This window comes from Bradyrhizobium sp. AUGA SZCCT0283 (genome assembly GCF_018130385.1).
Lineage (GTDB): Bacteria > Pseudomonadota > Alphaproteobacteria > Rhizobiales > Xanthobacteraceae > Bradyrhizobium.
In genome coordinates this window covers 1-23,656 of record NZ_JAFCLU010000005.1, presented here as the reverse complement: position 1 = coordinate 23,656, position 23,656 = coordinate 1, and the positions used below count along the sequence as shown (strand labels likewise).

30 protein-coding genes are annotated in these 23,656 nt (G+C 62.5%); 11 read left to right on the top strand and 19 right to left on the bottom strand.

Annotated features, from left to right (window positions below; all coding sequences use genetic code 11):
* Positions 1-27: 27 nt before the first annotated feature.
* Both JQ624_RS09165 and JQ624_RS09160 read right to left on the bottom strand, forming a co-directional pair.
* Complete coding sequence (locus JQ624_RS09165; RefSeq protein WP_212418552.1) at positions 28-543, bottom strand: hypothetical protein; 516 nt, start codon at positions 541-543, stop codon at positions 28-30.
* A gap of 29 nt (positions 544-572) precedes the next feature.
* Positions 573-1,226 carry a tetratricopeptide repeat protein gene (locus tag JQ624_RS09160; protein ID WP_212418551.1) on the bottom strand — a complete coding sequence of 218 codons (654 nt, stop codon included), beginning with the start codon at positions 1,224-1,226 and terminating at the stop codon, positions 573-575.
* A 277-nt stretch (positions 1,227-1,503) separates the two neighbouring features.
* Here JQ624_RS09160 and JQ624_RS09155 point away from each other — a divergent pair, with 277 nt between their 5' ends.
* Together JQ624_RS09155 and JQ624_RS09150 are read left to right on the top strand one after the other, a co-directional pair.
* The gene (locus JQ624_RS09155) at positions 1,504-2,340 is read left to right on the top strand and encodes a hypothetical protein (RefSeq protein ID WP_249129615.1); all 837 of its coding nucleotides are present in this window, start codon (positions 1,504-1,506) and stop codon (positions 2,338-2,340) included.
* A 128-nt stretch (positions 2,341-2,468) separates the two neighbouring features.
* Positions 2,469-2,771 carry a hypothetical protein gene (locus JQ624_RS09150; protein WP_212418549.1) on the top strand — a complete coding sequence of 101 codons (303 nt, stop codon included), beginning with the start codon at positions 2,469-2,471 and terminating at the stop codon, positions 2,769-2,771.
* A 176-nt stretch (positions 2,772-2,947) separates the two neighbouring features.
* Here JQ624_RS09150 and JQ624_RS09145 read toward each other — a convergent pair whose 3' ends face one another.
* The 7 genes from JQ624_RS09145 to JQ624_RS09115 form a co-directional block, all read right to left on the bottom strand.
* The gene (locus JQ624_RS09145) at positions 2,948-4,564 is read right to left on the bottom strand and encodes a class I adenylate-forming enzyme family protein (RefSeq protein WP_212418548.1); all 1,617 of its coding nucleotides are present in this window, start codon (positions 4,562-4,564) and stop codon (positions 2,948-2,950) included.
* A gap of 9 nt (positions 4,565-4,573) precedes the next feature.
* Positions 4,574-5,395, bottom strand: coding sequence for a 3-methyl-2-oxobutanoate hydroxymethyltransferase (gene panB, locus JQ624_RS09140; protein WP_212418547.1), 822 nt, complete (start codon positions 5,393-5,395; stop codon positions 4,574-4,576).
* Between the two features lies 1 nt (position 5,396).
* Entirely contained in the window at positions 5,397-5,981 is a 585-nt protein-coding gene (locus tag JQ624_RS09135; protein WP_212418546.1) for an NnrU family protein, read from the bottom strand.
* 87 nt (positions 5,982-6,068) lie between these two features.
* Positions 6,069-6,671: a hypothetical protein gene (locus JQ624_RS09130; RefSeq protein WP_212418545.1), complete on the bottom strand. Its 603-nt coding sequence runs from the start codon at positions 6,669-6,671 to the stop codon at positions 6,069-6,071.
* A gap of 70 nt (positions 6,672-6,741) precedes the next feature.
* Positions 6,742-7,299, bottom strand: coding sequence for a TetR/AcrR family transcriptional regulator (locus JQ624_RS09125; protein WP_212418544.1), 558 nt, complete (start codon positions 7,297-7,299; stop codon positions 6,742-6,744).
* Between the two features lie 61 nt (positions 7,300-7,360).
* Positions 7,361-8,086: a crotonase/enoyl-CoA hydratase family protein gene (locus JQ624_RS09120; protein WP_212418543.1), complete on the bottom strand. Its 726-nt coding sequence runs from the start codon at positions 8,084-8,086 to the stop codon at positions 7,361-7,363.
* A gap of 266 nt (positions 8,087-8,352) precedes the next feature.
* Entirely contained in the window at positions 8,353-9,972 is a 1,620-nt protein-coding gene (locus JQ624_RS09115) for a peptide chain release factor 3 (protein WP_212418542.1), read from the bottom strand.
* Between the two features lie 154 nt (positions 9,973-10,126).
* Between JQ624_RS09115 and sugE the strand changes: the two genes are divergently transcribed.
* Positions 10,127-10,441, top strand: a complete 315-nt coding sequence (gene sugE / locus JQ624_RS09110; protein ID WP_212418541.1) for a quaternary ammonium compound efflux SMR transporter SugE — start codon at positions 10,127-10,129, stop codon at positions 10,439-10,441.
* Here the strand turns inward: sugE and JQ624_RS09105 are convergent, their stop codons facing one another.
* The 7 genes from JQ624_RS09105 to JQ624_RS09075 all read right to left on the bottom strand — a co-directional run bounded on the left by JQ624_RS09105 (position 10,442) and on the right by JQ624_RS09075 (position 16,927).
* Positions 10,442-11,446 (bottom strand): inorganic phosphate transporter, encoded by a 1,005-nt coding sequence (locus JQ624_RS09105; RefSeq protein ID WP_212418540.1) that lies wholly within the window; start codon positions 11,444-11,446, stop codon positions 10,442-10,444.
* Between the two features lie 14 nt (positions 11,447-11,460).
* Positions 11,461-12,105, bottom strand: a complete 645-nt coding sequence (locus JQ624_RS09100; RefSeq protein WP_212418539.1) for a DUF47 domain-containing protein — start codon at positions 12,103-12,105, stop codon at positions 11,461-11,463.
* 151 nt (positions 12,106-12,256) lie between these two features.
* The gene (locus JQ624_RS09095; RefSeq protein WP_212418538.1) at positions 12,257-13,225 is read right to left on the bottom strand and encodes a branched-chain amino acid ABC transporter permease; all 969 of its coding nucleotides are present in this window, start codon (positions 13,223-13,225) and stop codon (positions 12,257-12,259) included.
* 1 nt (position 13,226) lies between these two features.
* Positions 13,227-14,090: a branched-chain amino acid ABC transporter permease gene (locus JQ624_RS09090; protein WP_212418537.1), complete on the bottom strand. Its 864-nt coding sequence runs from the start codon at positions 14,088-14,090 to the stop codon at positions 13,227-13,229.
* A gap of 89 nt (positions 14,091-14,179) precedes the next feature.
* A complete protein-coding gene (locus tag JQ624_RS09085) occupies positions 14,180-15,397 on the bottom strand; it encodes an ABC transporter substrate-binding protein (RefSeq protein ID WP_212418536.1) in 1,218 nt (405 codons plus the stop codon).
* 38 nt (positions 15,398-15,435) lie between these two features.
* Complete coding sequence (locus JQ624_RS09080) at positions 15,436-16,179, bottom strand: ABC transporter ATP-binding protein (protein ID WP_212418535.1); 744 nt, start codon at positions 16,177-16,179, stop codon at positions 15,436-15,438.
* A complete protein-coding gene (locus JQ624_RS09075; protein ID WP_212418534.1) occupies positions 16,172-16,927 on the bottom strand; it encodes an ABC transporter ATP-binding protein in 756 nt (251 codons plus the stop codon). The genes JQ624_RS09080 and JQ624_RS09075 overlap by 8 nt, the downstream gene beginning before the upstream one ends.
* A gap of 360 nt (positions 16,928-17,287) precedes the next feature.
* On the opposite strand from JQ624_RS09075, the gene JQ624_RS09070 reads away from it, so the two are divergent.
* Together JQ624_RS09070 and JQ624_RS09065 are read left to right on the top strand one after the other, a co-directional pair.
* Positions 17,288-17,890, top strand: coding sequence for a PAS domain-containing protein (locus JQ624_RS09070; RefSeq protein ID WP_212418533.1), 603 nt, complete (start codon positions 17,288-17,290; stop codon positions 17,888-17,890).
* Between the two features lie 6 nt (positions 17,891-17,896).
* On the top strand, positions 17,897-18,517 hold the full coding sequence (locus JQ624_RS09065; protein WP_212418532.1) for a hypothetical protein: 621 nt from the start codon (positions 17,897-17,899) through the stop codon (positions 18,515-18,517).
* Here JQ624_RS09065 and JQ624_RS09060 read toward each other — a convergent pair.
* Entirely contained in the window at positions 18,514-18,885 is a 372-nt protein-coding gene (locus tag JQ624_RS09060; protein ID WP_212418531.1) for an ArsC family reductase, read from the bottom strand. The two genes, JQ624_RS09065 and JQ624_RS09060, sit on opposite strands and share 4 nt — an antisense overlap.
* Before the next feature lie 109 nt (positions 18,886-18,994).
* Here JQ624_RS09060 and JQ624_RS09055 point away from each other — a divergent pair, with 109 nt between their 5' ends.
* Entirely contained in the window at positions 18,995-19,153 is a 159-nt protein-coding gene (locus JQ624_RS09055) for a DUF5993 family protein (protein WP_212418530.1), read from the top strand.
* 7 nt (positions 19,154-19,160) lie between these two features.
* The gene (locus tag JQ624_RS09050; protein ID WP_212418529.1) at positions 19,161-19,718 is read left to right on the top strand and encodes a disulfide bond formation protein B; all 558 of its coding nucleotides are present in this window, start codon (positions 19,161-19,163) and stop codon (positions 19,716-19,718) included.
* On the opposite strand, the gene JQ624_RS09045 is transcribed toward JQ624_RS09050, so the two are convergent.
* Positions 19,715-20,419 carry a glutathione S-transferase N-terminal domain-containing protein gene (locus JQ624_RS09045; RefSeq protein WP_212418528.1) on the bottom strand — a complete coding sequence of 235 codons (705 nt, stop codon included), beginning with the start codon at positions 20,417-20,419 and terminating at the stop codon, positions 19,715-19,717. The two genes, JQ624_RS09050 and JQ624_RS09045, sit on opposite strands and share 4 nt — an antisense overlap.
* 78 nt (positions 20,420-20,497) lie before the next feature.
* Between JQ624_RS09045 and JQ624_RS09040 the strand changes: the two genes are divergently transcribed.
* Both JQ624_RS09040 and JQ624_RS09035 read left to right on the top strand, forming a co-directional pair.
* Positions 20,498-21,370, top strand: a complete 873-nt coding sequence (locus JQ624_RS09040; protein ID WP_212418527.1) for an SDR family oxidoreductase — start codon at positions 20,498-20,500, stop codon at positions 21,368-21,370.
* Between the two features lie 21 nt (positions 21,371-21,391).
* On the top strand, positions 21,392-22,027 hold the full coding sequence (locus JQ624_RS09035) for an HAD hydrolase-like protein (protein ID WP_212418526.1): 636 nt from the start codon (positions 21,392-21,394) through the stop codon (positions 22,025-22,027).
* A 42-nt stretch (positions 22,028-22,069) separates the two neighbouring features.
* Here the strand turns inward: JQ624_RS09035 and JQ624_RS39695 are convergent, their stop codons facing one another.
* Positions 22,070-22,612, bottom strand: coding sequence for a 2'-5' RNA ligase family protein (locus tag JQ624_RS39695; RefSeq protein ID WP_212418525.1), 543 nt, complete (start codon positions 22,610-22,612; stop codon positions 22,070-22,072).
* 109 nt (positions 22,613-22,721) lie between these two features.
* Between JQ624_RS39695 and JQ624_RS09025 the strand changes: the two genes are divergently transcribed.
* Entirely contained in the window at positions 22,722-23,024 is a 303-nt protein-coding gene (locus JQ624_RS09025; protein ID WP_212418524.1) for a DUF1778 domain-containing protein, read from the top strand.
* 3 nt (positions 23,025-23,027) lie between these two features.
* A complete protein-coding gene (locus JQ624_RS09020) occupies positions 23,028-23,558 on the top strand; it encodes a GNAT family N-acetyltransferase (protein ID WP_212418523.1) in 531 nt (176 codons plus the stop codon).
* Positions 23,559-23,656 lie beyond the last annotated feature (98 nt).

The following is a 23,656-nucleotide window of genomic DNA, read 5'->3' as shown; positions in this document are numbered from 1 at the left end:
GCGTGTCAATCGAACGAAGAGGACAAATCAGCGCGTGAAAGTGCCGCTCGGCATTGGCGCCGGGAACGCGGATTGTTGCGGGGACTGTGCAGGCGCCGCCGATTGATCGGGCGGCGGCGCGGTGGTGCGCTTGCGCACGATCTTGGCCGGCTTGGGCGCCGGCGGCGCGGCGGCGGTGCTGCCTTCCTCCTCGGGCGCGGCGTCGGGGTCCGCAGCGGCCGGGGCGGCAGCCTGTTTGCCCTTGGATTTCGCGCCACGCTTCGATTTCGGCTCTTCCGCCGGCGGAGGCGCTGCAGCGGCAGCCTGCGTGTTCGGGTCGTCCTGCTGACGGGCGCCCTTGTAGAGGTCCTTCGGCACGCCCTGCTCAAGGCCCGGCACACCGTCGGGGAACACCGGCTTGCGGTCACCGGGCAGCTTCTTCTTGGTATCGAGGAAGTCGAGCAGATCGGACGGGTCGAAATTGCCAGTGCTGCCACAGCCCGCCAGCGCGCCCGAAAGCGCGATGAGGACAGCGGCTGCGATCAAATGTTGCGGGCGGCGCATACTGGGTTTCCCAACTCGTTCTGCCGGTATCAGCTCTTGGCGACCGGCGGCAGTAGGGCCTGCAGCGCTTCGGCACGCGAGCGCAGGCTCGGCGGCGTTTCGCCGTCATTGGCGATCAAGTCCAGCCATTGCCGCGTCGCCGCAGCGTCGTTGGCGCGCCAGGCCGACAGCGCCAGCAATTCGCGCGCGGTATGGCGAAAGGTGGCGCCTGGCGCAGCAGCGGCCTCGAGGCGCTCTTTCATGTTGGGATAGCTCGTGCTCTCCAGCAGCAACTGGGCGGCGCGAATCCGCGCCAGATCCTGCTCGGCGACGCCGACGCTGCGATCAGCGGCGATCTCATCGAACATCTTTGCCGCGGCCTGCGGATCGCGGTTGGCGACTTCCGCCGCCATGCGCAACCGCGCCAGCACGCGGTAACCAAACGGCGCCTTCGCGACGAGATCGGCGAAGGCCGTTTCGGCCTCGGCGTGCTTGTTGGCTTCTGAAAGCTCGACGGCCTTGTCGAACGCAGCCCCCGCCTCGGCCGCCTTCTTGGCCTCCAGATATTGGTAGCCGCGCCAGCCGCCCACGGCGGCAATGATCAAAATCATGCCGGCAATGATATAAAGCGAGTATTGGTCCCACAGCTTCTTGAGCTGATCGCGACGGACCTCCTCGTCCACTTCATCAAATAATTCAGACACTTAAAGGTATCCCATCCCCGAGGAACCGCGCCTTGGGCGGCAGCATCGTGCGCCCGATCCCCGCATCGCCGCGACGTAGCCTATCGATATGGCGGTGGCAAGGCAAAGCAAGGCGGATCAAAGCGTTAACAACGGCCCCGGCCGGACCGCGAAATCGCCTGACAGCGTTGACATCGCGGTTCAAAGTTTGGCGTAATCCCGCGTGCTTCCATTTCGAATCTTACCCCGATTTCTTGGGTGTTTCATGCCTCGCCATGCGCTGGTTTCGATGCTTGCCATGAGCTTGGTATTGGGACTGGCATTCCTGCCCGCGGCGTCCCTGGCCGACGATATCAAGCCGAGGGCGCCCGAGACGGCGTTCTCGGGCAAACTGCGCCCCGATATTTTGGGTATCTCGACTGAATCGAACGCCGAATCCGCGCGCGCCGCCTTTGATTCCCTCTTCAAGGGCCATACCGACACCAAGACCGACATCCAGCAGCAGAAATTCGGGGGTGCCAGCTATGTCGCCGCGCTGAATTTCAGCCTCCCCGCCAGCTCAAAACAGAACGGCGAGATGCTCTCGACCAGCTTCTCCTCGCCCGCGAGCGCCAACCGCGCCTATTTCGTCGCACGCAATCTGACCTTCGCCCAGGACCAGCAGCCGTCGAAAGCGGACATGATCAAGGAAGTCATGGGCAAATACGGCGTGCCCACCATCGTCGGCGATCAACACCTGTATTACATCTACCGCAAGGGCTCGATCATGTCCGTCGGCGGCAAGTACAAGGAAGCGACCGCGCTGGAAGCGATCGACAAGCCGCTCGACCCGAGGGCCGCCGTCAAGCTCAACGGCGACACCGTCCGCGGCAGCTGCGTGGCGGTCGTCAAGCGCGCGCAGACCAAGGCCAAGGAACCGAGCGCCATGCTCACCGAAGCCAAGGGCGCGAATTGCGATGGCGTGTTGAGTGTGCAGCTCGTCCCGGGTACGCCGGCCGACCGTGTCGGCATCGCGCAATTCACCCTGCTGGACGTCAAGCAGCTCGTTAGCGCCGCCGCGATCGACAGTGCGGCGCTCGCCGCCGAGCCGAGCGAAGGCTCGGCACCCAACAAGGGCAGCGCTCCGAAACTCTAGCCCTGTCGCGGCAATCTTGCGGTGACGGGCCGTCGCCGCCACTTGCCAGACGTTTTTAAAACGTAGGCGTCTATAGGGAACCTTTCCCCCGCGCTGCAATTGAATCTCAGTTACATGGAGATCAGGCAATGCGCGGATTTTCGCCGAGTGTGCCGTATGGCGCCGATCAGACGGTCTATCTGGTCGTAGAAGGTCCAGGGCAGCATGGCTTCGCTCGGAAAACCGAGCGCGCTGACATCGAGACGGTTATTGCCGATCTTCTGTCGGGACAATTCAATGACCCGATCGAGGTGGTTGCTTTCAACACGCTGGAGCACTGGACCGACGATTTGTCCAAAGATATCGCGAGAGAAATTCGCTGCCGTTGCGACATCGAGGGGCACGATGTGCCTGTCTACCTGGATGAATTCGTAGGCAGAACCTCGGCTTGAGCAGCGGCTGAAATAGTTGGTTAGGCGGGCAGAAATGACGTGGCTTTACTGGAATACATTTTGGACGTTGGCCGTTAGCCTCGTCTGGTTCATGACCATCGTGTCGCATCCCGACGCTGTCGTTGTCGATCGACACTATCCTCAACCGCCTCGATAACTCGGCGGCCGGCCTCAGCTTACTGTCGCGCTGCGGCCGAAATCAGCGCCATGAAAGCCTCGCGGAGCTGCCGCTTCATCACCTTGCCGTTGGCATTGCGCGGTAATGGGTCCGCCCGCACATCCAAGGTTTCCGGCACCTTGTAGTCGGACAGCCGCTCGGCGCACCAGGTGCGCAGCGCCTCGGCCCCGACCGTGCCGCGGGTGACGACGACCGCGTGTACGCGCTCACCCAGCACCGGGCACGGCCTCGCGATGATCGCGCTCTCGACCACGTCGGGATGGCCTGAAAGCACCGATTCGACCTCCGCCGAATAGATCTTCAAGCCGCCGCGGTTGATCATGTCCTTCTGGCGATCGAATACGCGAACGAAATTCTCGGCATCAATCGAGCCGAGATCGCCGGAATGCCAGAAGCCGGCCGTAAAACTCTCCGCCGTTGCCTTCGGGTTGTTCCAGTAGCCCTTGATGACCGAGCCGCCATGAATCCAGATTTCGCCGATCTCGCCGCGCGGCAGCTCACGGCCCTCGGCATCCATCACGACGATTTGCGCGCCCGGACAGGGCAAGCCGACGCTGTCGATGTGGCTGGCGGTCAGCTCGCCGGGCATCATGGTCGACGGCGACGTGGTCTCGGTCGCGCCGTAGCAATTCATCAGCTTCAGCCCGGGAATCTTGGCATCCAGCCTTTCGATCGTGGCGATCGGCATCGGCGCACCGCCAAAGCCCCCGATCCGCCAGCTCGACAGATCGTAGCTGTCAAAATCCGGCTGCAGCAGGCAGAGATTATACATCGCCGGCACCATCACGGTGTAGGTGACGCGCTCGCGCGCCGCCATCTTCAAATATTCCGCAGCCTTGAACTCCGCCATGATGATCAGGGCGCCGGCGCAGCGGACCATGGTCATGATGTTGGCGACCACGCCGGTGACATGCCCGAGCGGCACCGCGGCGATCGATCGATCGGCCTCGGTCAAATTGAGGCACGATACGAACACCATCGCCGAATGAATGATGTTGCAATGTGCGAGCATCGCGCCCTTCGGCTTGCCCGTGGTGCCCGACGTATAGAGGATCATCGCGGTGTCTTCTTCGCCGACCTCGACCGGCGCTGCCAGCGGCGCGTTAGCGGCCAGCTCCGAAAAACGCGAGACCCGCGGATCATCATCGACCGCGATCCGGTGCGTCACATCGGGAATGTCGCCCGCATCGGGCACGCGGTCGGCCAGCGCGGCCTCGTGGATCAGGAGCCGCGCGCCGCAATCAGTCAGCACATAGGCGATCTCGGGCTTTTGCTGGCGGGTCGAAAGCAACACCGTCACCAGCCCGGCATGCGCCGCGCCCAGCATCGTCAGCACGAATTCGATCCGGTTGCCGAGCAGCACCGCGACGCGGTCGCCGCGCTCAAGGCCGAGCTTTTGAAACCCCGCTGCGATCCGCGCCGATTGCTGCGCGACTTCGCGCCATGTCATTCGCGCTGCGCCGCAGACCAGCGCCTCGCCATCGCCATTTCGTGCCACGGCTTGGGCCACCATCGCCGGAATACTTTTGGGCCGCTCGCAAAAAGCCGGAACGATACGATCGCCGAAGCGCGGTTCAAGCCGCATCGCCGGAATGGAGTGCTGCGACCAGTCCATGGCGCTCCTTCAGCTCTTCTTCATCTCGTAGACGTGTTCGGGTCCGGGGAAAGCGCGCGAGCGCACGTCGCTGGCGTAGCCCTGGATCGCCGCTTCGATCGCGGGACCGAGATCCCCATAGCGGCGAACGAATTTCGGCGTCCGCGGCGACAGGCCCAGCATGTCCTCCAGCACCAGCACCTGCCCGTCGCAGGCCGCGCTGGCGCCAATACCGATGGTCGGAATGGCGATGGTCTCCGTGATCTTTCGCGCCAGCGGCTCGGCGACCGCCTCGACCACGACCGAAAAAGCCCCGGCATCCGAGATCGCCTGGGCATCCCTCAGGATCGGGTCCCAACTGCCTTCGTCGCGGCCCTGCGCGCGAAACGAACCGAGCGTGTTGATCGATTGCGGCGTCAATCCGATATGGCCCATCACAGGCACGCCGCGCTCGGACAGGAACGCGACGGTTTCCGCCATCCGCACGCCGCCTTCGAGCTTCACCGCGCCGCAATGGGTTTCCTTCAAGATCCGCACCGCGGAATGAAATGCCTGCTCCTTCGAGGCCTCATAGGAGCCGAACGGCATGTCCACCACGACCAGGGCGTGCTTCGAACCGCGCATCACCGCATGTCCCTGCAGGATCATCATGTCGAGCGTCACCGGCACGGTGGTCTCGAAACCGTGCATGACATTGCCGAGGGAATCGCCGACCAGAATGACGTCGCAGTGGCGATCCACCAGGGCTGCGGTATGCGCATGGTAGGACGTCAGCATCACGATCGGCTCGCCGTTCTTGCGCGCGCGGATTTCCGGCGCAGTTTTGCGCTTGATGGCAGACTGAACCGACATGCTAGACTCCAACCACGGGCACGCCGATCACGACTGGATGGAACGCGAATGCCAGCGCCAGATAGGCGACGAGGCCGACCGCGACCGCGATCAGGTCGTTGCCGGGACCACCGACGGGAATCGGCGGCGCGCCGGCGTCGGAACGAGATTTCAGCGAAATGCGGTCATATACCGCCCATGCGAGAAATGAGCCGAACAGGATGATCGAGCCGAGATCGCCGTTGGCGAGCAGATGCGCCGCAGCCCACAGCTTGATGCCCGTCAGCATCGGATGCTTCAGCGTCGTATAGATCCGGCCGCGGATGTAGGAAGCGACCACCATGATGACCGCAGGCAGCATCAGGGCTACCGCAATGTGCTTGAGCGCTATCGGCGGGTTCCAGACGTCGATCCAGCCCGTCGCGCGATATTTCGCAAAGCCCCAGATGATCAGCGCAAGGCCTGCGAACGAGGCCAGCGCATAGCCGATCTTGTAGCCGCCCTCGCCCGTCGCGGCCATGACCTGCGCGCGCAGCTTGCGCTGGATGGTGAGCGTGTGAACGCCGAAGAACAGGATCAGGCCCAGGATCAACACCAGCAGTCCCATGATGTCCCTCCCGCTACGCGGCTGGTTTTCCAAGATATCCGCGTATCATTTTAGGGGCTTGGTGCGCAATGCGCCACGCGGACGTCGTCAGGGCTTCTCCGCCTGCTTGGCCAAATCGCGGTTGTCGACGTAGCGGATCGCGATCGGCCGCCCGGCCAGCGCACCGCCCAGCCCGGACGTGAAGTTGAGCGGCATGCAGCCTGCGAGCGAGCTGTTGATCGCTTTCAGATAGGCCGCGCGGGTATCTGCCGGGGCGCCGGCCGTGGCATAGGTCACGCGCGGGGCGGCGATGATCTCACCCGAGCGCTTGAAGCTGAAACGAACCGACATCTGCATCCCCGGCCGCGCGATGTCGGAAGGCGGCGGCGACCAGCAGGACCGCAGCGCCGCAAACAGGTCGCCGATCGTGTCGAGATCGTGGTCCGGCTTCCGATATTTCGCGGCCTGATCCTGCGGCGGCACACTTTCGATCGTGAGTTGCAGGTTCTGGCCGTAGGGATAATCGATCTCGGGAATGCACGGACCATCGTTGAAGACGCTGCAGAACGACGGCGTGCACGGCTGGCCGTCGAGCACGCTGCAGGGTGCATGCGAAAACGGTGTCGCGTCGATCTGGCGCCGCGACTGGGCATCGGCGGCGCTGATCCCGGCGAACAGGCCGATCAGACAGACGATGGTGCGCCGGAACATGCAGCAGGGTCCTCATGGGCGACCCAACCAAGCTGGTACGCGTATTGGCCCGCATCAAGGCTGATCGCGTTCACATCCCCGCGTTCATGGCCGACAGTTCCGCAATCAGGGCCTTCTCGCTGGGCTGGTCGAGGACGCCGGCCGTATAGAGCGAGATGCCGCCATAAAGCGTGATATAGACCTTCATCACCGCGCGGCGACGTTCGGCCGGGCTCCCGATATCCTGGCAGAATATCCGCATGGCTTGGGTGATCACCTTGTGGACCGCGGTTTGCAGCGGCGGGTTGTGCTTCATGGTCGCGTGCGGGCGGCTGGTCATCAGGGCGTAGAGCGCGCGATTGGCCAGGGCGAAACGGACATATTTTGCGGTGTAGTCCTGTGGCGTCTCTGCCTTGACGAGGATGGCGGCGAGCCGCGTATAGGCCTCGGTCGCCACCGCATCCAGCAACGCCTCGCGGTCGGCGAAATGATTGTACAGCGAGCGATGGGCGACGCCGACGGCCTCCGCGACCTCGCGCAGACTCAACTGCTCATGGCCGGCCTTCGCCACGAGGCGCGTGGCGGCCTTCAGCGCCGCGGATTTCAGATTGCCATGGCGATAGGTCGCCCGGCGTGGCTTCACTGTCATGCTTCCTTCATACAAAGGCACGGGACGCAACGCCACCACCGGACGGGCCGAAGTTTTCGTCTCAGGCCGACGCCCGCCGGGCAACGCGGTCTTCGCCATATTGTGGCGTGATGTCCTCGTCGATCATGCTGCGGATCATCTTGATCACCGCCCCGCGCGCCCGCGCCTTGGTGGCGGCATGAGCGGCCATGTTGAGCGTGGCGAGCTTTTGCGCGGCCTCCTCGGCGCTGCGCTCCAGCGCGTCCGCCGAGACGATGCGGTCGAAGAAACCGGCGGTGACGGCTTCGGCGGGGCCGAACATTTCCGCTGTTATCACCACCCTGCTGAAATAGGCCGGCGTCAGCCGCTGACGCGCGATTTCGATCGCAAAGCGCGGCACGGTCAGCCCGATCGCGACCTCATTCATGCCGATCCGGTAGTCGCCCTCGGCCGCGATGCGGTGGTCGCTGGACATGATGAGGAAGGCCCCCATCGGATAGGCGTTGCCCTGGCAGGCCGTCACGACCGGCGTCGGGAACGAGAGGATGCGCAGCGCCAGTTCCGCGCCCGCCTTCAACATCAGATACTGGTCCTCGGCGCTGCCCTTGGCGAAGACGTTGAGGTCGAATCCCCCTGAAAAATGCTTGCCCCGCGCTTTCAGGATCACGACGGCTTTGTCTTTTTCCGCCTGGTCGAACGCCGCGTGCAGGGCGTTGAGCATCGCAAGCGACATCACATTGGCCTTGCCGTCGTCGATCACGATGGTGCCGACCCGGTCGGAACGGGAATAGGTCGCGAGATCAGTCATGGTTTGCCTCCCTGTTTTCTATAAGCATCCAGTGGATACTTTAACGGATACCGGTCCGGCGCAAGGGATTTGGGTTTTCGCGAGGTGCATGCAGGCATCCACTGGATGCATACGTGGGCAAGCGACCAATCTCAGCCTGTCATCGTCCGGCTTGACCGGACGATCCAGTATTCCAGAGACATTGATGTTTTGCGGATAAGCCGCGGCGTACTGGGTCCCCCGCATTCGCGGAGGACGACAGAAGGGGCGGAGTGCCAGCGTACTCGTCAGGCCTTCTTCTTCACGTCCTTGACGTTGGAGAAGGTAATTCCCTCGGCCCGTTCGCGGGTATAGCCGAGATAGAACTCGTTCTTGGCCATGAACACCGGATCGCCGTCGACGTCATCGGCGATACCGGAGCCGTTGGCGGCGATGAAGGCTTCCAGCTTCTTGCGGTCGTCGGACGAGACCCAGCGCGCGAGCTGGAATTCCGAGACCTCGAATTCCACCGGCAGCGAATATTCAGCATCGAGCCGGGCTTTCAACACATCGAGCTGCAGCGGGCCGACGACGCCGACCAGCGCGGGCGCGCCGTCGCGCGGCCGGAACACCTGCACGACGCCCTCTTCCGACATCTGCTGCAGCGCCTCCTTCAGCTTCTTGGCCTTCATCGCATCCGTCAGCCGCACGCGGCGGACGATTTCCGGCGCGAAACTGGGAACGCCGACGAAGGTGATGTCCTCGCCTTCGGTCAGCGTATCGCCGATCCGCAAGGTGCCGTGGTTGGGAATGCCGACGACGTCGCCGGCGAACGCCTCGTCGGCCACCGAGCGGTCCTGGGCGAAGAAAAATTGCGGGCTGGACAGGCTCATGTTCTTGCCGGTCCGCACCAGTTTCGCCTTCATGCCGCGGCTGAGCTTGCCGGAGCACAACCGCGCGAATGCGATGCGGTCGCGGTGGTTCGGGTCCATGTTGGCCTGGATCTTGAACACGAAGGCGCTCATGCGCGGCTCAGCGGCCTCGACCTTGCGCAGGTTGCTGTCTTGCGCCCGCGGCGGCGGCGCGAACTTGCCAAGACCTTCCAGAAGGTCGCCGACGCCGAAATTGCGCAGCGCGCTGCCGAAATAGACCGGCGTCAGGTGTCCTTCGCGAAACGCCTCCAGCTCGAACGGCTTGCAGGCTTCCGAGACCAGCGCGAGCTCATCCTTGATCTCGGCGACGTCGAGATTGGCGTTGCGGCCGGCGAGATCGGCGATGTCGATCTGCTCGGTGGCGCCGGTCTTGGCGCCGCCGCCTTCGAGCAGGCGCACGCCGCCGTTAACGACGTCATAGGTTCCAAGGAAATCGCGCCCCCGGCCGACCGGCCAGGTCATCGGCGTGGTGTCGAGCGCCAGCGTTTTTTCGATCTCGTCCAGCAGCTCGAACGTGTCGCGGCTCTCGCGATCCATCTTGTTGATGAAGGTGATGATCGGAATGTCGCGCAGCCGGCACACCTCGAACAGCTTTCGCGTCCGCGCCTCGATGCCCTTGGCGGCGTCGATCACCATCACGGCGGAATCGACTGCGGTTAGCGTCCGGTACGTGTCTTCAGAAAAGTCCTCGTGGCCCGGCGTGTCCAGCAGGTTGAAGACGAGCCCCTCGAATTCGAACGTCATCACCGACGTCACGACCGAGATGCCGCGCTCGCGCTCGATCTTCATCCAGTCGGACCGGGTATTGCGCCGCTCGCCCTTGGCCTTGACCTGCCCCGCCAGATTGATGGCACCGCCGAACAGCAGGAGTTTTTCGGTCAGCGTGGTCTTGCCGGCGTCCGGATGGGAGATGATCGCAAACGTGCGGCGCCGCGCCACTTCATCTGCAAGCGGCGAGCGGGATGGCGATTCGGCTGAAACGACAATGTCGGACATGAGGCTCGAGCGTTTGGCAGGGAAAACCGGGCTAATCAAGCCTCATTTGGTAGTTGCGGAGGCAGCTCACCAGTCCCATATCGGCAGCGGAAGGACGGCCTTCCAATTCACAGCTCATCCGCGGGGACGACCCTGCCTAGTTCGGAGGGTCGTGATGGCCTGGATCGTGTTGTTCGTCGCCGGCCTCATGGAAGTGGGCTGGGCGATCGGCCTCAAATATACCGAAGGTTTCACACGGCTCGTTCCATCCGTCCTGACGCTCGCCTGTATGGCCGGCAGCATCCTCCTGCTCGGCCTCGCCTTGAAAGCGCTTCCGATCGGAACCGCCTACGCCGTGTGGACCGGCATCGGCGCGGTCGGAACGGCCATCCTGGGCATCGCATTGTTCGGCGAGCCTGCTACCGCAGCCCGCCTCGCCAGTATCGGGCTGATCGTGGCCGGCATTGTCGGGCTCAAGCTTGTCACCTGATCAGCGCAGCAACAGTGCCGCCCAATAGGTCAGCGCCGCCACGATGGCGGAAGCCGGAATGGTGATCACCCAGGCATAGACGATCGAGCTCGCCACGTTCCAGCGCACCGCCGAGACCCGCCGCGCCGCGCCGACGCCGACGATGGCGCCGGTAATGGTGTGGGTGGTGGATACGGGAACCCCGAGATAGGTCGCCATGAACAGGGTCGCCGCCCCGCCGGTTTCCGCGCAAAATCCCTGCATCGGCGTCAGCTTGGTGATCCGCAATCCCATGGTGCGAACGATCCGCCAGCCGCCCATTAATGTGCCGAGCCCCATGGCCGCCTGGCAGGAGATCACGACCCAGAACGGGATTGCAAAATCCGACCCGAGGTGGCCCTGCGAGTACAGCAGCACCGCGATGATGCCCATGGTCTTCTGCGCATCGTTGCCGCCATGGCCGAGCGAATAGAGCGATGCCGACACGAATTGCAGGATCCGAAACGCGCGATCGACCGCGAACGGCGTCGAGCGCACCGACAGCCAGGACACGATCGCGACCAGTACCAGCGCCAACAGGAACCCGACCAGCGGCGACAGCACGATCGCCAGCAGCGTCTTGGAGAGGCCGGTCCAGACCGCCGCCGAAATTCCGGCCTTTGCCATGCCGGCGCCAACCAGCCCGCCGATCAGCGCGTGCGAACTGGACGAGGGAATCCCGAGCGCCCAGGTGATCAGATTCCAGACGATGGCGCCCACCAGTGCTGCGAAGATCACGGTGGCATCGACGACGCTCGGTTCGATGATGCCGGTGCCGATCGTATTGGCGACATGGAGCCCGAACACCAGGAAGGCGATGAAATTGAAGAAAGCGGCCCAGATCACCGCATATTGCGGGCGCAGCACCCGCGTCGACACGATCGTTGCGATCGAATTGGCCGCATCGTGCAGCCCGTTGAGGAAGTCGAACAGCAGCGCGACCGCGATCAAGAAGACCAGAATCGGAAGACCGAGGGTGGCATCCACGTGATGGCCCTGCCCTATACCTGTTCGATCACGATCGAGTTGATCTCATTGGCGACGTCATCGAAACGATCGGACACTTTCTCAAGATGCTTGTAGATCTCGGCCCCCACCACGAAATCCATCGTGTTGCCGCTGCGATGCTTGAGAAACAGTTCCTTCAATCCGATATCGTGGAGATCGTCGATGCGGCCCTCCAGCTTTCCGATCTCCTCGGTAATGGCGGTCAGCATCGCGACATTGCTCCCGATCGACTGCATCAGCGGCAGCGCGCGGCCGACCAGATTGGCGCACTCGACCAGCAGCGTCCCGATCTCGCGCATCGGCGGCTCGAAAGTGCGGACCTCGAACAGCACCACCGCCTTGGCGGTCTGCTGCATCTGATCGATCGCGTCGTCCATCGACGTGATCAGGTTCTTGATGTCGCCGCGGTCGAACGGGGTGATGAAGGTGCGGCGGACCGCGGTCAGTACCTCGCGGGTGATACCGTCGGCGTCATTTTCGAACTGGTTGACGCGCTGGCAGAACACCGGGGTCTCGTCGCCGCCGCGCAGCATGTCCTGCAGCGCCAGCGCCCCCTGCACGACCGTCTGGGCGTGCCGGGCAAACAGGTCAAAAAACCGCTCCTCCTTGGGCAAAAAGGCACGAAACCAGCGCAGCATAGGTACTATCCATCGTTCAGGAACGGCCGCCCGGGCGGCCCGTCACGAAACTGTCATAGAGCATTCGAAGGCAAAGCGCGCCACGGCAGGCCCCGGGAACCGCGTCATCCACCGCTTTGTGGCACCGGAAAATGCGCCAAAACCGGCAGTTTTACAGCGTTCTCCGGAAATAATGCGCGATCTCGCCGATCACGCCGCGGCGGAAGGTCAGCACACAGGCGACGAAGATGACGCCCTGGATCACCGTCACCCACTGCCCGAACCCGGCCAGATATTGCTGCATGGCGATGATGACGAAGGCGCCGACCACCGGGCCGAACACCGTTCCGAGGCCGCCCACCAGCGTCATCAGCACGATTTCACCCGACATCGTCCAGTGCACGTCGGTGAGCGAGGCGTTCTGGGCCACGAACACCTTCAGCGAGCCGGCAAAGCCCGCGATGGTCCCGGAGAGGATGAAAGCGAGAAGCTTGTACTGGTCGGTCTTGTAGCCCAGCGAGATCGCGCGCGGTTCGTTCTCCCGGATCGCTTTCAGCACCTCGCCAAACGGCGAGTTGATGGTGCGGTAGATCAGCAAGAATCCGCCGAGGAAGCCGGCCAGCACGACGTAATAAAGTACAGTCGGATTGGTGAGGTTGAAGACACCGAACAGATGGCCTTGCGGGATGCCCTGGATGCCGTCTTCGCCATGGGTAAACGGCGTCTGCAGATAGATGAAATACAGCAGCTGCGACAGCGCCAGCGTGATCATCGAAAAATAGATGCCCTGCCGCCGAATGGAAATGAAACCGGTAACGACGGAGAGCGCGGCGGCGCCGACGACGCCGGCCAGAATTCCAAGCTCGGGTGTCACACCCCAGACCTTCAGCGCATGTGCCGAGATGTAACCCGCGGTCCCCAGGAACATCGCGTGGCCGAACGACAGCAGGCCGCCATAGCCGATCAGGAGATTGAACGCGCAGGCGAGCAGCGCAAAGCACAGCGCCTGCATGACGAAGAACGGGTAGATGCCGGTCGCGGGTACCATGCCCAGCAGCACCGCCATCGCCGCGAACACGATCATTTCGTCTCGGATGGCCCGCGGCGATGTCGGGAGTGTATCGTCGGTCAATGCGCTCATGTCAGGCCGCCCGTCCCGTCAGTCCCGTTGGCTTCACCAGCAACACCAGCACCATCAGGACGAAAACCACGGTGTTGGAGGCCTCGGGATAAAAATACTTTGTCAGTCCCTCGATCACGCCGAGCGCAAAGCCGGTGATGATCGATCCCATGATCGAACCCATGCCGCCGATCACCACCACCGCGAACACGACGATGATCAGATCGGCGCCCATCAGCGGCCGCACCTGGTTGATCGGGGCCGACAACACGCCGGCCAGCGCCGCCAGACCGACGCCGAGCCCGTAGGTCAGCGTGATCATCCTGGGCACGTTGATGCCGAACGCCCGCACCAGGGTCGGATTTTCGGTCGCGGCGCGCAGATTGGCGCCGAGCCGCGTCTTTTCGATCAGGTACCAGGTGGCAATGCACACCACGAGAGAGAAGACGACTACCCAGCCGCGGTAGATCGGCAGGAACATGAAGCCGAGATTCATGCCGCCCTTCAGTTCGTCGGGGATCGCGTAAGGCAACCCGGAAGAGCCGAAATAATTCTGGAACACGCCCTGCACGATCAGCGCGATGCCGAAGGTCAGCAGCAATCCGTAGAGATGGTCGAGGCCGGCGAGCCATTGCAGCATGGTCCGCTCCAGGATCATGCCGAAGATGCCGACGACGATGGGCGCGATGATCAGCGCCGGCCAATAGCCGATGCCGGCGACGTTCAACAGAAAATACGCGCAGAACGCGCCCATCATGTAGAGCGCGCCATGGGCGAAGTTGATGATGTTGAGCATGCCGAAGATCACGGCGAGCCCGAGACTGAGCAGCGCGTAGAACGATCCGTTGATCAATCCCACCAAAAGCTGGGCATAAAGAGCTTGCATCGGTTTCGCACTCAATCTCGTTTATGACGCAAATCGCGTTGTGACGCGAGAGGACGCCCGCCGGCACGGATGCCGGCGGGCTATCGTTCTTACTTCTTTACCAGCGGACAGGCGCTTTCCGAAAGCGGCCGGAAGGCCTGGTCCGCCGGGGTCGTTCCGACCAGCTTGTAATAGTCCCACGGCCCCTTGGATTCCGAAGGCTTCTTGACCTCAAACAGATAGGCCGGATGAAGCTTGCGGCCGTCGGCGCGGATCGTGCCCTTGCCGAACAGCGGGTCGTCGGTCGGCGCCTCCTTCATTTTCGCCACCACCTTGACGCCGTCATGCGGATTGCCGCCCATCGCATCGATCGTCTTGAAATAGTGGATCAGGCCCGAATACACGCCGGCCTGCACCATGGAGGGCATCGCCTTGTTCTTCATCCGCTCGGAGAAGCGCTTGGAGAAGGCGCGGGTTCCGTCATTCAAGTCCCAGTAGAACGTTTCCGTGAAATTCAGGCCCTGAGCCACCTTCAGCCCGAGGGAGTGAACGTCGTTGATGAACAGCAGCAGTCCAGCGAGTTTCTGGCCGCCCGAGACGATGCCGAACTCCGCGGCCTGCTTGATGGTGTTGGTGGTGTCGCCGCCGGCGTTCGCCATGCCGATGATCTTGGCCTTGGACGCCTGCGCCTGCAGCAGGAACGAGGAGAAGTCCGACGAATTCAGGGGATGCCTGACGGTGCCGATGACCTTGCCGCCTGATTTGACCACGACTGCGGCGGTGTCGCGTTCCAGCGCGTGGCCGAACGCGTAGTCCGCTGTCAGGAAGTACCAGGTGTCGCCGCCGGCCTTCACCAGCGCCTGCCCCGTGCTGTTCGCCAGCATGTAGGTGTCGTAAACCCAATGAATCGTGTTCGGCGAGCACTGGGCATTGGTGAGGTCCGACGTCGCCGCGCCGGTATTGATCATGATGGCGTTCTTTTCCTTCACCAGATTGTTCACCGCAAGCGCAACGCCGGAGTTCAGAACATCCACGAAGATATCGACCTTCTCGACGTCGATCCATTGACGCGCAACGGTAGTGCCGATGTCGGGCTTGTTCTGGTGGTCGGCGGAGACCAGGTCGATCTTCCAACCCTTGGCCGCAAGGCCGGAATCCTCGATCGCCATCTGCGCCGCCAGCGTCGAGCCGGCGCCGCCGAGGTCGGAGTAAAGTCCGGAATTGTCGGTGAGAACGCCGATCTTGACGTTCTTGTCCTGTGCCAGAGCGCCGCCTGCGGCAAGCGCCAGGGCGGTACCGAGAAGAAGAGCTGAAATGCGATGTTTCATATTGTCTCCATTAATCCTGAGTGCAGTCGCAGTAACGATCAAACGCCGAGATAGGTGTGAAGCTTGTCCATGTTGGCCGACAGCTCCGAATTCGCAAAACCGTCGATAACCTTGCCGTGCTCGACGATGTAGTAACGGTCGGCCACCGTGGAGGCGAAGCGGAAATTCTGCTCGACCAGCAGGATGGTGAAGCCTTCCGACTTCAGCCGCGCGATGGTGTGGCCGATCTGCTGGATGATGACGGGCGCGAGACCCTCGGTCGGCTCGTCCAGCATCAGGAAGCGCGCGCCGGTGCGCAGGATTCTGGCGATCGCGAGCATCTGCTGCTCGCCGCCCGAAAGCTTGGTGCCCTGGCTGTTGAGGCGCTCCTTCAGGTTCGGAAACAATTCGAAGATCTGATCGAGCGACAGCCCGCCGGGGCGCACGATCGGCGGCAGCAGCAGGTTTTCACGCACGTCGAGGCTTGCGAAAATACCCCGTTCCTCCGGGCAGAAAGCTACGCCCATCCGCGCGATCCTGTCGGACGAGGCGCGGATGATGTCTTCATTGTTGAAGCGGATCGAGCCGGTGCGCTTGCCGATGATTCCCATCACCGATTTCAGCGTCGTGGTCTTGCCGGCGCCGTTGCGGCCGAGCAGCGTAACCACCTCGCCGGCCTTCACATTGAAGTTGATGCCGTGAAGGATGTGAGATTCGCCGTACCAGGCCTGCAGGTCGGAAACGGAAAGAATGTCCGCGCCCGCTGGCTTGGCGGCAGCTTCGGCCATTTTCAACTCAGGCATGACCGGCCCCCAGATAGGCTTCCTTGACGCGCTCGTCCTTGGACAGCTCAGCATAATTGCCTTCGGCCAGCACCTGCCCGCGCGTCAGCACCGTGATGATGTCGGACAGGTTGGCGACCACGGAGAGATTATGCTCGACCATCAGAATGGTGTACTTCGCCGAAATGCGCTTGATCAGCGCAGCGATCTTGTCGATGTCTTCATGACCCATGCCGGCCATCGGCTCGTCGAGCAGCATCATCTCGGGGTCGAGCGCCAGCGTCGTCGCAATTTCGAGCGCGCGCTTGCGGCCGTAGGGCATCTCGACCGCCGGCGTGTTGGCAAACTCGCTCAGGCCCACATCGTTGAGAAGCTCATGCGCCCGGCCATTGAAGCGGTCGAGCACGCTCTTGGAACGCCAGAAATCGAACGAAGAACCGTGCTGGCGTTGCAGGGCGACGCGGACATTCTCCAGCGCCGTCAGATGCGGAAATACCGCCGAAATCTGGAAGGAACGCACCAGCCCGAGACGCGCCACATCGGCCGGCGCCATCGCGGTGATATCCTGTCCCTTGTACAGGATCTGGCCCGCCGACGGCCTCAAGAACTTGGTCAGCAGGTTGAAGCATGTCGTCTTGCCGGCGCCGTTTGGCCCGATCAGCGCATGAATGCTGCCGCGGCGCACCTTGAGGGCGACATCACGAACGGCGAAGAAACCCGCAAATTCCTTGGTTAATCCGTGGGTTTCGAGAATGAACTCATCAGCCAAACAAATTTCCCCCATCAGCCTGTCCGCTCGCGCGCGGCCAATTTTTCCCTGCTCGGGCAGGCTCTGACGTCCTGGAAAACCGTCCGAGCCCGCCGCCTCCGGGCCGGAATATGCCGTCAACGGCATGGGTTAGGCAAGGTGGAAAGCTGCCACGGGGAAAACGCGTGCCGGTTCCGGATTGCGCCATAAGTCGAATGGCGCCGACTGCGCGGCCCGGCTGGCCCGCCCGTCCGCGCTCCAGCGCGATCTCCGCGCCGGCAAGCCATCGTTAACGGTGTTCTGCTGCAATCAAGCGCTTTCACACAATATTTCTGCCTCCGGCGCATCATCACGCGATTTAGATAGTCAGGAATTGCCGCCTTGGAATTTCAAAGCGCCGGACCGTCGGTCGTCAAATCCATCAAACAGCGCGACCTGCTGAACACCTGGCTGCGGCTATACGCCCGCGAGCAGTCGATCCCGCGCATGCCGGAATACCAGCCGGCGCGGCTCGAGGACGAACTTCCTGACCTGGTGTTCTACACTGTCGATACCGGCACGCAGCCGCCGCGCCTGACCATCCAGAGCGACGGGACGCGGATGTCGACCGCTTATGGGAATACCGGCAAGGGCCGCTATCTCGACGAGTATCTGGGCGCAAGGCTCGCTCCGATCGTGATGCCGGTCTATTATGAATGCATCGCGCGCCGCCTTCCCGCCTATACCATCGCCAATATCGATGACATCTACGGGCGAATCGTCGCCTATGAGCGGCTGTTGCTGCCGTTCTCCGATGACGGCAGCGTGACCCACATCATCGCTTCGCTGAAGACCATCAGCGAGGACGGCGGCTTCGAGATCAAGAACCTGATGCGCGGAAACGACAAGCTGCCGGTGCCGAAGCTGCGCACCATCATCGACCGCGACCTCTTCCATCGCGCGCCGGGCCGCATTCCGTCCGGCGATGTCCTGGAATTCGGTTAAACCGTAATGGAATTCGCGGGTGCCGATCCCTCGGTAGTCAAGTCGATCAGGCAGCGCTATCTCCTGAACGAATGGCTGCGCGCGGCCGGCAAGCACGAGCCCATGCCTCTCCTCCGGGATTTTCACCTCGATCGCATCGACGACGAGATGGTCGACATGATGGGATATGACGCTGTCGGCGAGGGCGACGGCGCACGTTTCCTGATTACGCATCAAGGCGCCAGGCTGGCTACCACCTACGGCAACGAACGCATCGATCCCGCCGAACGGCCCCGCTTTCTCGACGAGAAAGTCGGGCCCGAGCGATATGCCAACGTTGTCGACCTGTATCGCGCCTGCCTTCGGCACAGGCGGCCAGCCTATTCGATCTCGACGGTGCAGGACGCCGACGGCAAGGAGGTGTCCTATGAACGGCTGCTGATGCCGTTCGGCGGCGGCGAGGCGGTCCAGCAGATCGTCGGCTCCTTCAAGAGCATCAGCATTGAAGGCGGCTTCAAGATCAGCAACCTCATGGGCCTGAGGCCGAAAGCCGAGCCCGTGATTCAGGTCAGGGCGATCATCGATCGCACTTTCGTGCCGGCTCAAGCAGGCCCGCATTCCGCCGGCGAAGTTATCGACCTCGATTAGGCCTTGCGGCCGCGCGATTTGGGCGGCACTTCCTTGCCGTAGACGTCCGGCTTGAATCCGACCAGCAACTTGCCGCCGAGATCGAGCACCGGGCGCTTGATCATCGAGGGCTGCGCCAGCATCAGCGCCAGCGCCTTGCGTTCATTGAGGCCTTCCTTGTCGCTGTCCGGCAGCTTCTTGAATGTCGTGCCCGCGCGGTTGAGCAGCGTTTCCCAGCCGAGCTCGTCGGACCATTGCTTGAGCTTGTCCTTGGCGATGCCGGCAAGCTTGTAGTCGTGAAAGTCGTAAGCCACGCCGTGATCGTCGAGCCAGGCGCGCGCCTTCTTCATGGTGTCGCAGTTCTTGATGCCGTAGATGGTGATGGGCATTTCGTTGCATTCCGGAATGGCGTTATTGGTCCCGTCGGACCGGATTAGAGTTAAGCAGATCGGCGAATCTATCATAGACTGGCGCATCCTTCTCCGCCGGAACCAGCCGATGGAATTCACCATATTGTTTCTGGGCACGGCCATCGTGATGCTGATCGCCTGGCGCGGTCAACGTCCACTGGCGCTGGGGCTATTTGGGGCCGTCCTGATCGGGTGCGTCGCCACCTATTTGCACCATGCGACCGACACGCTGAAACTGTCGTTCTGAGGGACGCATGACCCAGATGCGCGCCATCACGCTGAACGCACTCAGCCTCTACGCGGTGGCGCTGGTGCTGGCGGCGGCCTATGCGGCGCAGTTCATCCTTCAAGAACTGCCCTGCCCGCTCTGCCTGCTGCAGCGCATCCTGTTCGCGGCGCTGGCCGTCGGGCCGATCCTCAATATCCGCTTCGGACCGCGCCCCAGCCACTATGCGGTGTCGCTGCTGGCGGCGGTCGCAGGCGCGGTCGCGTCGACCCGGCAGGTGCTGCTGCATATCATGCCCGGCGACGCCGGCTATGGTTCGGCGCTGCTCGGCTATCACTATTACACGTGGGCGCTGTTCGGCTTCATTGCCGCCATCGTCCTGCTTGCTGCGATCCTGCTGTTCGACCGCCAGTTCGAGGAGGACCGCGACGTGCTGCCGGCCGCCGGCGGCGCCTTCGCGCAAACCGCGGTGTGGCTGGTGATCGCGCTCACGGCGGCCAACGTGGTGACGACGCTGCTCGAATGCGGCTTCGGCGCCTGCGCCGACAATCCTCTTATTTACGAGCTGCTCAAGCACGCCGCCTAGGGCCGCTTCGGTATATCGAGCCCGCGCTGCACCGCCGGCCGGGCGAGCCCGCGTTCCAGCCATGCCGGCACCTGCTTCAGCGTATCGAATGCGACGAGATCGCGCGCACCGTAGAAGCCGATCAGGTTGCGCACCCAACCGAGCATGGCAATGTCGGCGATGGTGTATTCCTCGTCCATGATCCATTGCCGTCCGGCAAGCCGCGTCTCCACCACATCCAGCAGGCGCTTCGACTCGGCGACATAGCGCTCGAGCGGCCGCTTGTCGGCATACTCCTTGCCGGCGAATTTGTGGAAGAAGCCGACCTGCCCGAACATCGGTCCGATCCCGCCCATCTGGAAATGCAGCCACTGGATGGTCTGGTATCGCCGCGCCGGGTCGGCTGACAGAAGCTTGCCGGTCTTCTCGGCGAGGTACTGCAGGATCGCCCCGGACTCGAACAGCGGCAGCGGCTTGCCGCCGGGCCCGTCCGGATCGAGAATAGCCGGGATCTTGCCGTTCGGATTCAGCGACAGGAATTCCGGTGTCTTCTGATCGTCCTTGTTGAAGTCGACGAGATGCACCTCGTAGGGCAAGGCGATCTCTTCCAGCATGATCGAGACCTTGACGCCGTTCGGCGTCGGTAGCGAATAAAGCTGAAGGCGGTCGGGATGTTTGGCGGGCCAGCGTTTGGTGATCGGGAAGGTGGAGAGATCGGGCATCGAAACTCGTTTTGCATGGTTATTGTTGCGCGGCTAATGTACGGCTGATGCCGCATATAACAAGGGCCCGCGCCGTTCATGACCGATCAACCGTCTCCGGCGAAGCTCGGCCTCACTGATGAGGAGCTTGCGGCTCACCCGACCATGTTCGCGGCCGATGCATGTAAGGATCAGGTCGTCGTCGTAACGGGCGGCGCCGGCGGGATCGGGCGGGCGATCACCTGGCTGTTCGCGCGGCTGGGCGCATATGTCGCCGTGGTCGGGCGCGATGGAGGCAAGCTCGACGCGCTGGTGGCCCAATTGGCGGGCCGCGGTCTCAAGGCCTCCGCGCATACAGCCGACATCAAGGAGCCCGATGCGGTCAACGCCCTGTTCGACACGATCTGGGCCGCGCATGGCCGCGTCGACAGTCTCATCAACAGCGCCGGCGGACAGTTCCCGCAGGCTGCGATCGATTTTTCGGTGAAGGGCTGGAACGCCGTCATCAACACCAACCTGAACGGCACCTGGTACATGATGCAGGCTGCCGCGCAGCACTGGCGCGACCGCAAGCATCCCGGCAGCATCGTCAACATCGTGGTCGTGACGACACACGGCCTGTACGGCATTGCCCACACCATCGCCGCGCGAAGCGGCGTGATCGGGCTCTCGCGCGCCGTCGCGGTCGAATGGGCGCCGCTTAACATTCGGGTGAACTGCGTGGCGCCCGGCGCGATCGAAACCGAAGGCTGGAACGTCTATACGCCCGAGGCACGCGCGGCCTACCCGCGCTCGAACCCGATGATGCGCACAGGCTCGCCCTGGGACGTCGCCGAGGCCAGCGTCTTCCTCGCCGGACCATCGGCGAAATTCGTGACCGGTGAGACGCTGACAGTCGACGGCGGTGGTCAGCTGTGGGGCGAAACCTGGACCACGGGCAAGCCGGCCTATTTCGGCGGCGATGACACGTGACCCGCTGAAGGCTGATTTCCCGTGACCCGCTATCGCCTCGCCATCTTCGACTTCGACGGCACACTGGCCGACTCGCTTCCCTGGTTTCGTGCCTCCTTCCAGGACATGATCACGCGGTTCGATCTTGCGCCCGTCCGCGACGACGAGATGGAAGGGCTGCGCGGAATGCCCGCGCGCGAAATCATGGCGCGGCTCAACGTATCCATGTGGCAACTGCCGACCATCGTCAGCGACATGCGAAAGCGCAAACTCGCCGCCGCGAGCGAGATATCGCTGTTCTCTGGCATCCCTGCAATGCTGACCGCCCTGCAACACCTCGGCATCAAGACCGCCATCGTCAGTTCCGACAGCGAAGCATCCGTCCGGCAAGTGCTCGGACCCGCCACCAGCCTGATCACCCGCTTCGACTGCGGCGCTGCGTTGTTCGGCAAGCACTGGAAGTTTCGACGCGTCGCGCGACAGCTCGGAACGAAGCCCGCGGAGACGATCTGCATCGGCGACGAGATCCGCGATATCGAAGCTGCGAAAGTCGCCGGCATGGATTCGGGCGCGGTCGCCTGGGGTTACGCACTTCCGAGCGCGCTGCAGGCGGCGGGACCAACGCATCTGTTCAATTCGATCGAAGAGATGATGCAGCGGCTCACTATGACGAAATAATAGGTCGCGGAATGTCCGCCGGAAAACTCCGCCAATTACCCGTCATACCCACAGAGGCCACCGTACGAGGTGTTCGTGGCCATTCAAGCTGCGGACGAGTACGAACGCCGTAACCGTCCAGCCAATCGGTTCGATTGGATACTCGTCTACGCTACGCGCGTCATACAACAACGTGACATGTGGCGTGAAATTCGTGTTGGCCAGCTGCCTCAACCCTCTTCGCGTCATTGCCGCGCCGAGCATTTGCCGAAAGGACTGCAGCAGGCGCAATCCTTTCTCTCCGACAAGGACGAACGGGCGATTGCCCGGCCGCCCCCGAAAGCTTGCCGTGCGATCGAACGAGACCTCGAACGGCTCGGTTCGCACATCCATGGCCGCCTCCCACGCGGCGCAAAGCTGGCCCTCAGGCAGCCCGCTGAGAGCGAACAACGAAATGTGCAGCCGCTCTGGTGCGATGAGCTTGCCGTCAAAATGATGCGCGCGTTTGAGCACGCCAGCCAATTGGTGAATTCGCTCTGCTGTGCCTGCATCGGGAACGGCCGCGAGGAATAATCGGGCACTACTACGGCTTGCAAACTTGTCCATGGTAGACTAGAACAGATCATGAACATATCTGTTTGGCAACTTGAAAGGTTCGTATTGCAAAATGCACTACACCGAAATATCGGTCGATTTCTGCCGCAGGAGATCCCGAATGCCGCGCGTCATAAAACGAAAAGAGCATCCGCTATCGATGCGGCTGCCCGAAACTGACATCGCCATTATCGATCGTGCGGCCAGCTTGCGCGGCCGTTCGCGCACCGATTTCGTGCGCGAGGCTGCGGTACGCGCGGCGGAAGATGTTCTGATGGAAACGGCGCCCATCCGCATGAGTCCGGCCGGCTTCAAGGCCTTTATTGAAGTGCTTTCGCAACCCGGGCGCCCGGTACCTGAAATGGTCGAACTCTTTCGACGCACCGCTCCATGGGAATCCAGGGACGCAAAAGCCGAAAAGTGACAGGTGGCAATTTCCGAGCCAGAGCCACTTACAGCGGCTCACGACGTCTCTGGGTTCTCCTGTGGCAAGCCGTCTCTGGATCGATGGCTGAAAACACGCGCGCTCTCCAATCAGGAGAAGGGTTTCACGGCCGTCATGGTCGTTCATCAAGCCAATCGGGTCCTTGGCTATTACGGCCTCGCACCTACGGTTGTTCTTCCTGGAACGCGGCCGCGATCGATCCGCACCGGTCAGCCGCCTAATCCCGTTCCTTGCCTGTTGTTGGGCCAGCTTGCGGCAGATCAGAACTATGGCGGAAAAGGAATTGGCACCGGACTGCTTAAGCACGCACTGCAACGTTGTGTAACTGCGGCCAGCCTGATTGGCGGGCGCGCACTCATCGCCAATGCCGTCGACGTCAAGGCCGCGAATTTTTGGACGCGGCGTGGCTTTATTCCTTCGAAAGATGATCCGCTGATCTTGCTCAGGTCTCTTGCCGACATCGCGGCATCGATCACCTCTGCTTCTGGCTCTTCATCTCGAGGCCCCTCATGAATCGTTGATGGTTCGACCGTTCTAAAGCGGGATGGGGTTAGGTTGAATCGATTTGGGATTCCCAAATCAGCGGGCTTCTGATTCACCATGCTGGCTGG

Excerpts from the sequence above, each read along its gene's own strand:
- JQ624_RS09165 (WP_212418552.1), bottom strand. The coding sequence starts at position 543 with ATGCGCCGCCCGCAACATTTGATCGCAGCCGCTGTCCTCATCGCGCTT.
- JQ624_RS09155 (WP_249129615.1), top strand. The coding sequence starts at position 1,504 with ATGAGCTTGGTATTGGGACTGGCATTCCTGCCCGCGGCGTCCCTGGCC.
- JQ624_RS09150 (WP_212418549.1), top strand. The coding sequence starts at position 2,469 with ATGCGCGGATTTTCGCCGAGTGTGCCGTATGGCGCCGATCAGACGGTC.
- JQ624_RS09145 (WP_212418548.1), bottom strand. The coding sequence starts at position 4,564 with ATGGACTGGTCGCAGCACTCCATTCCGGCGATGCGGCTTGAACCGCGC.
- panB (WP_212418547.1), bottom strand. The coding sequence starts at position 5,395 with ATGTCGGTTCAGTCTGCCATCAAGCGCAAAACTGCGCCGGAAATCCGC.
- JQ624_RS09135 (WP_212418546.1), bottom strand. The coding sequence starts at position 5,981 with ATGGGACTGCTGGTGTTGATCCTGGGCCTGATCCTGTTCTTCGGCGTT.
- JQ624_RS09130 (WP_212418545.1), bottom strand. The coding sequence starts at position 6,671 with ATGTTCCGGCGCACCATCGTCTGTCTGATCGGCCTGTTCGCCGGGATC.
- JQ624_RS09125 (WP_212418544.1), bottom strand. The coding sequence starts at position 7,299 with ATGACAGTGAAGCCACGCCGGGCGACCTATCGCCATGGCAATCTGAAA.
- JQ624_RS09120 (WP_212418543.1), bottom strand. The coding sequence starts at position 8,086 with ATGACTGATCTCGCGACCTATTCCCGTTCCGACCGGGTCGGCACCATC.
- JQ624_RS09115 (WP_212418542.1), bottom strand. The coding sequence starts at position 9,972 with ATGTCCGACATTGTCGTTTCAGCCGAATCGCCATCCCGCTCGCCGCTT.
- sugE (WP_212418541.1), top strand. The coding sequence starts at position 10,127 with ATGGCCTGGATCGTGTTGTTCGTCGCCGGCCTCATGGAAGTGGGCTGG.
- JQ624_RS09100 (WP_212418539.1), bottom strand. The coding sequence starts at position 12,105 with ATGCTGCGCTGGTTTCGTGCCTTTTTGCCCAAGGAGGAGCGGTTTTTT.
- JQ624_RS09095 (WP_212418538.1), bottom strand. The coding sequence starts at position 13,225 with ATGAGCGCATTGACCGACGATACACTCCCGACATCGCCGCGGGCCATC.
- JQ624_RS09090 (WP_212418537.1), bottom strand. The coding sequence starts at position 14,090 with ATGCAAGCTCTTTATGCCCAGCTTTTGGTGGGATTGATCAACGGATCG.
- JQ624_RS09085 (WP_212418536.1), bottom strand. The coding sequence starts at position 15,397 with ATGAAACATCGCATTTCAGCTCTTCTTCTCGGTACCGCCCTGGCGCTT.
- JQ624_RS09080 (WP_212418535.1), bottom strand. The coding sequence starts at position 16,179 with ATGCCTGAGTTGAAAATGGCCGAAGCTGCCGCCAAGCCAGCGGGCGCG.
- JQ624_RS09065 (WP_212418532.1), top strand. The coding sequence starts at position 17,897 with ATGGAATTCGCGGGTGCCGATCCCTCGGTAGTCAAGTCGATCAGGCAG.
- JQ624_RS09060 (WP_212418531.1), bottom strand. The coding sequence starts at position 18,885 with ATGCCCATCACCATCTACGGCATCAAGAACTGCGACACCATGAAGAAG.
- JQ624_RS09055 (WP_212418530.1), top strand. The coding sequence starts at position 18,995 with ATGGAATTCACCATATTGTTTCTGGGCACGGCCATCGTGATGCTGATC.
- JQ624_RS09050 (WP_212418529.1), top strand. The coding sequence starts at position 19,161 with ATGACCCAGATGCGCGCCATCACGCTGAACGCACTCAGCCTCTACGCG.
- JQ624_RS09045 (WP_212418528.1), bottom strand. The coding sequence starts at position 20,419 with ATGCCCGATCTCTCCACCTTCCCGATCACCAAACGCTGGCCCGCCAAA.
- JQ624_RS09040 (WP_212418527.1), top strand. The coding sequence starts at position 20,498 with ATGACCGATCAACCGTCTCCGGCGAAGCTCGGCCTCACTGATGAGGAG.
- JQ624_RS39695 (WP_212418525.1), bottom strand. The coding sequence starts at position 22,612 with ATGGACAAGTTTGCAAGCCGTAGTAGTGCCCGATTATTCCTCGCGGCC.
- JQ624_RS09025 (WP_212418524.1), top strand. The coding sequence starts at position 22,722 with ATGCCGCGCGTCATAAAACGAAAAGAGCATCCGCTATCGATGCGGCTG.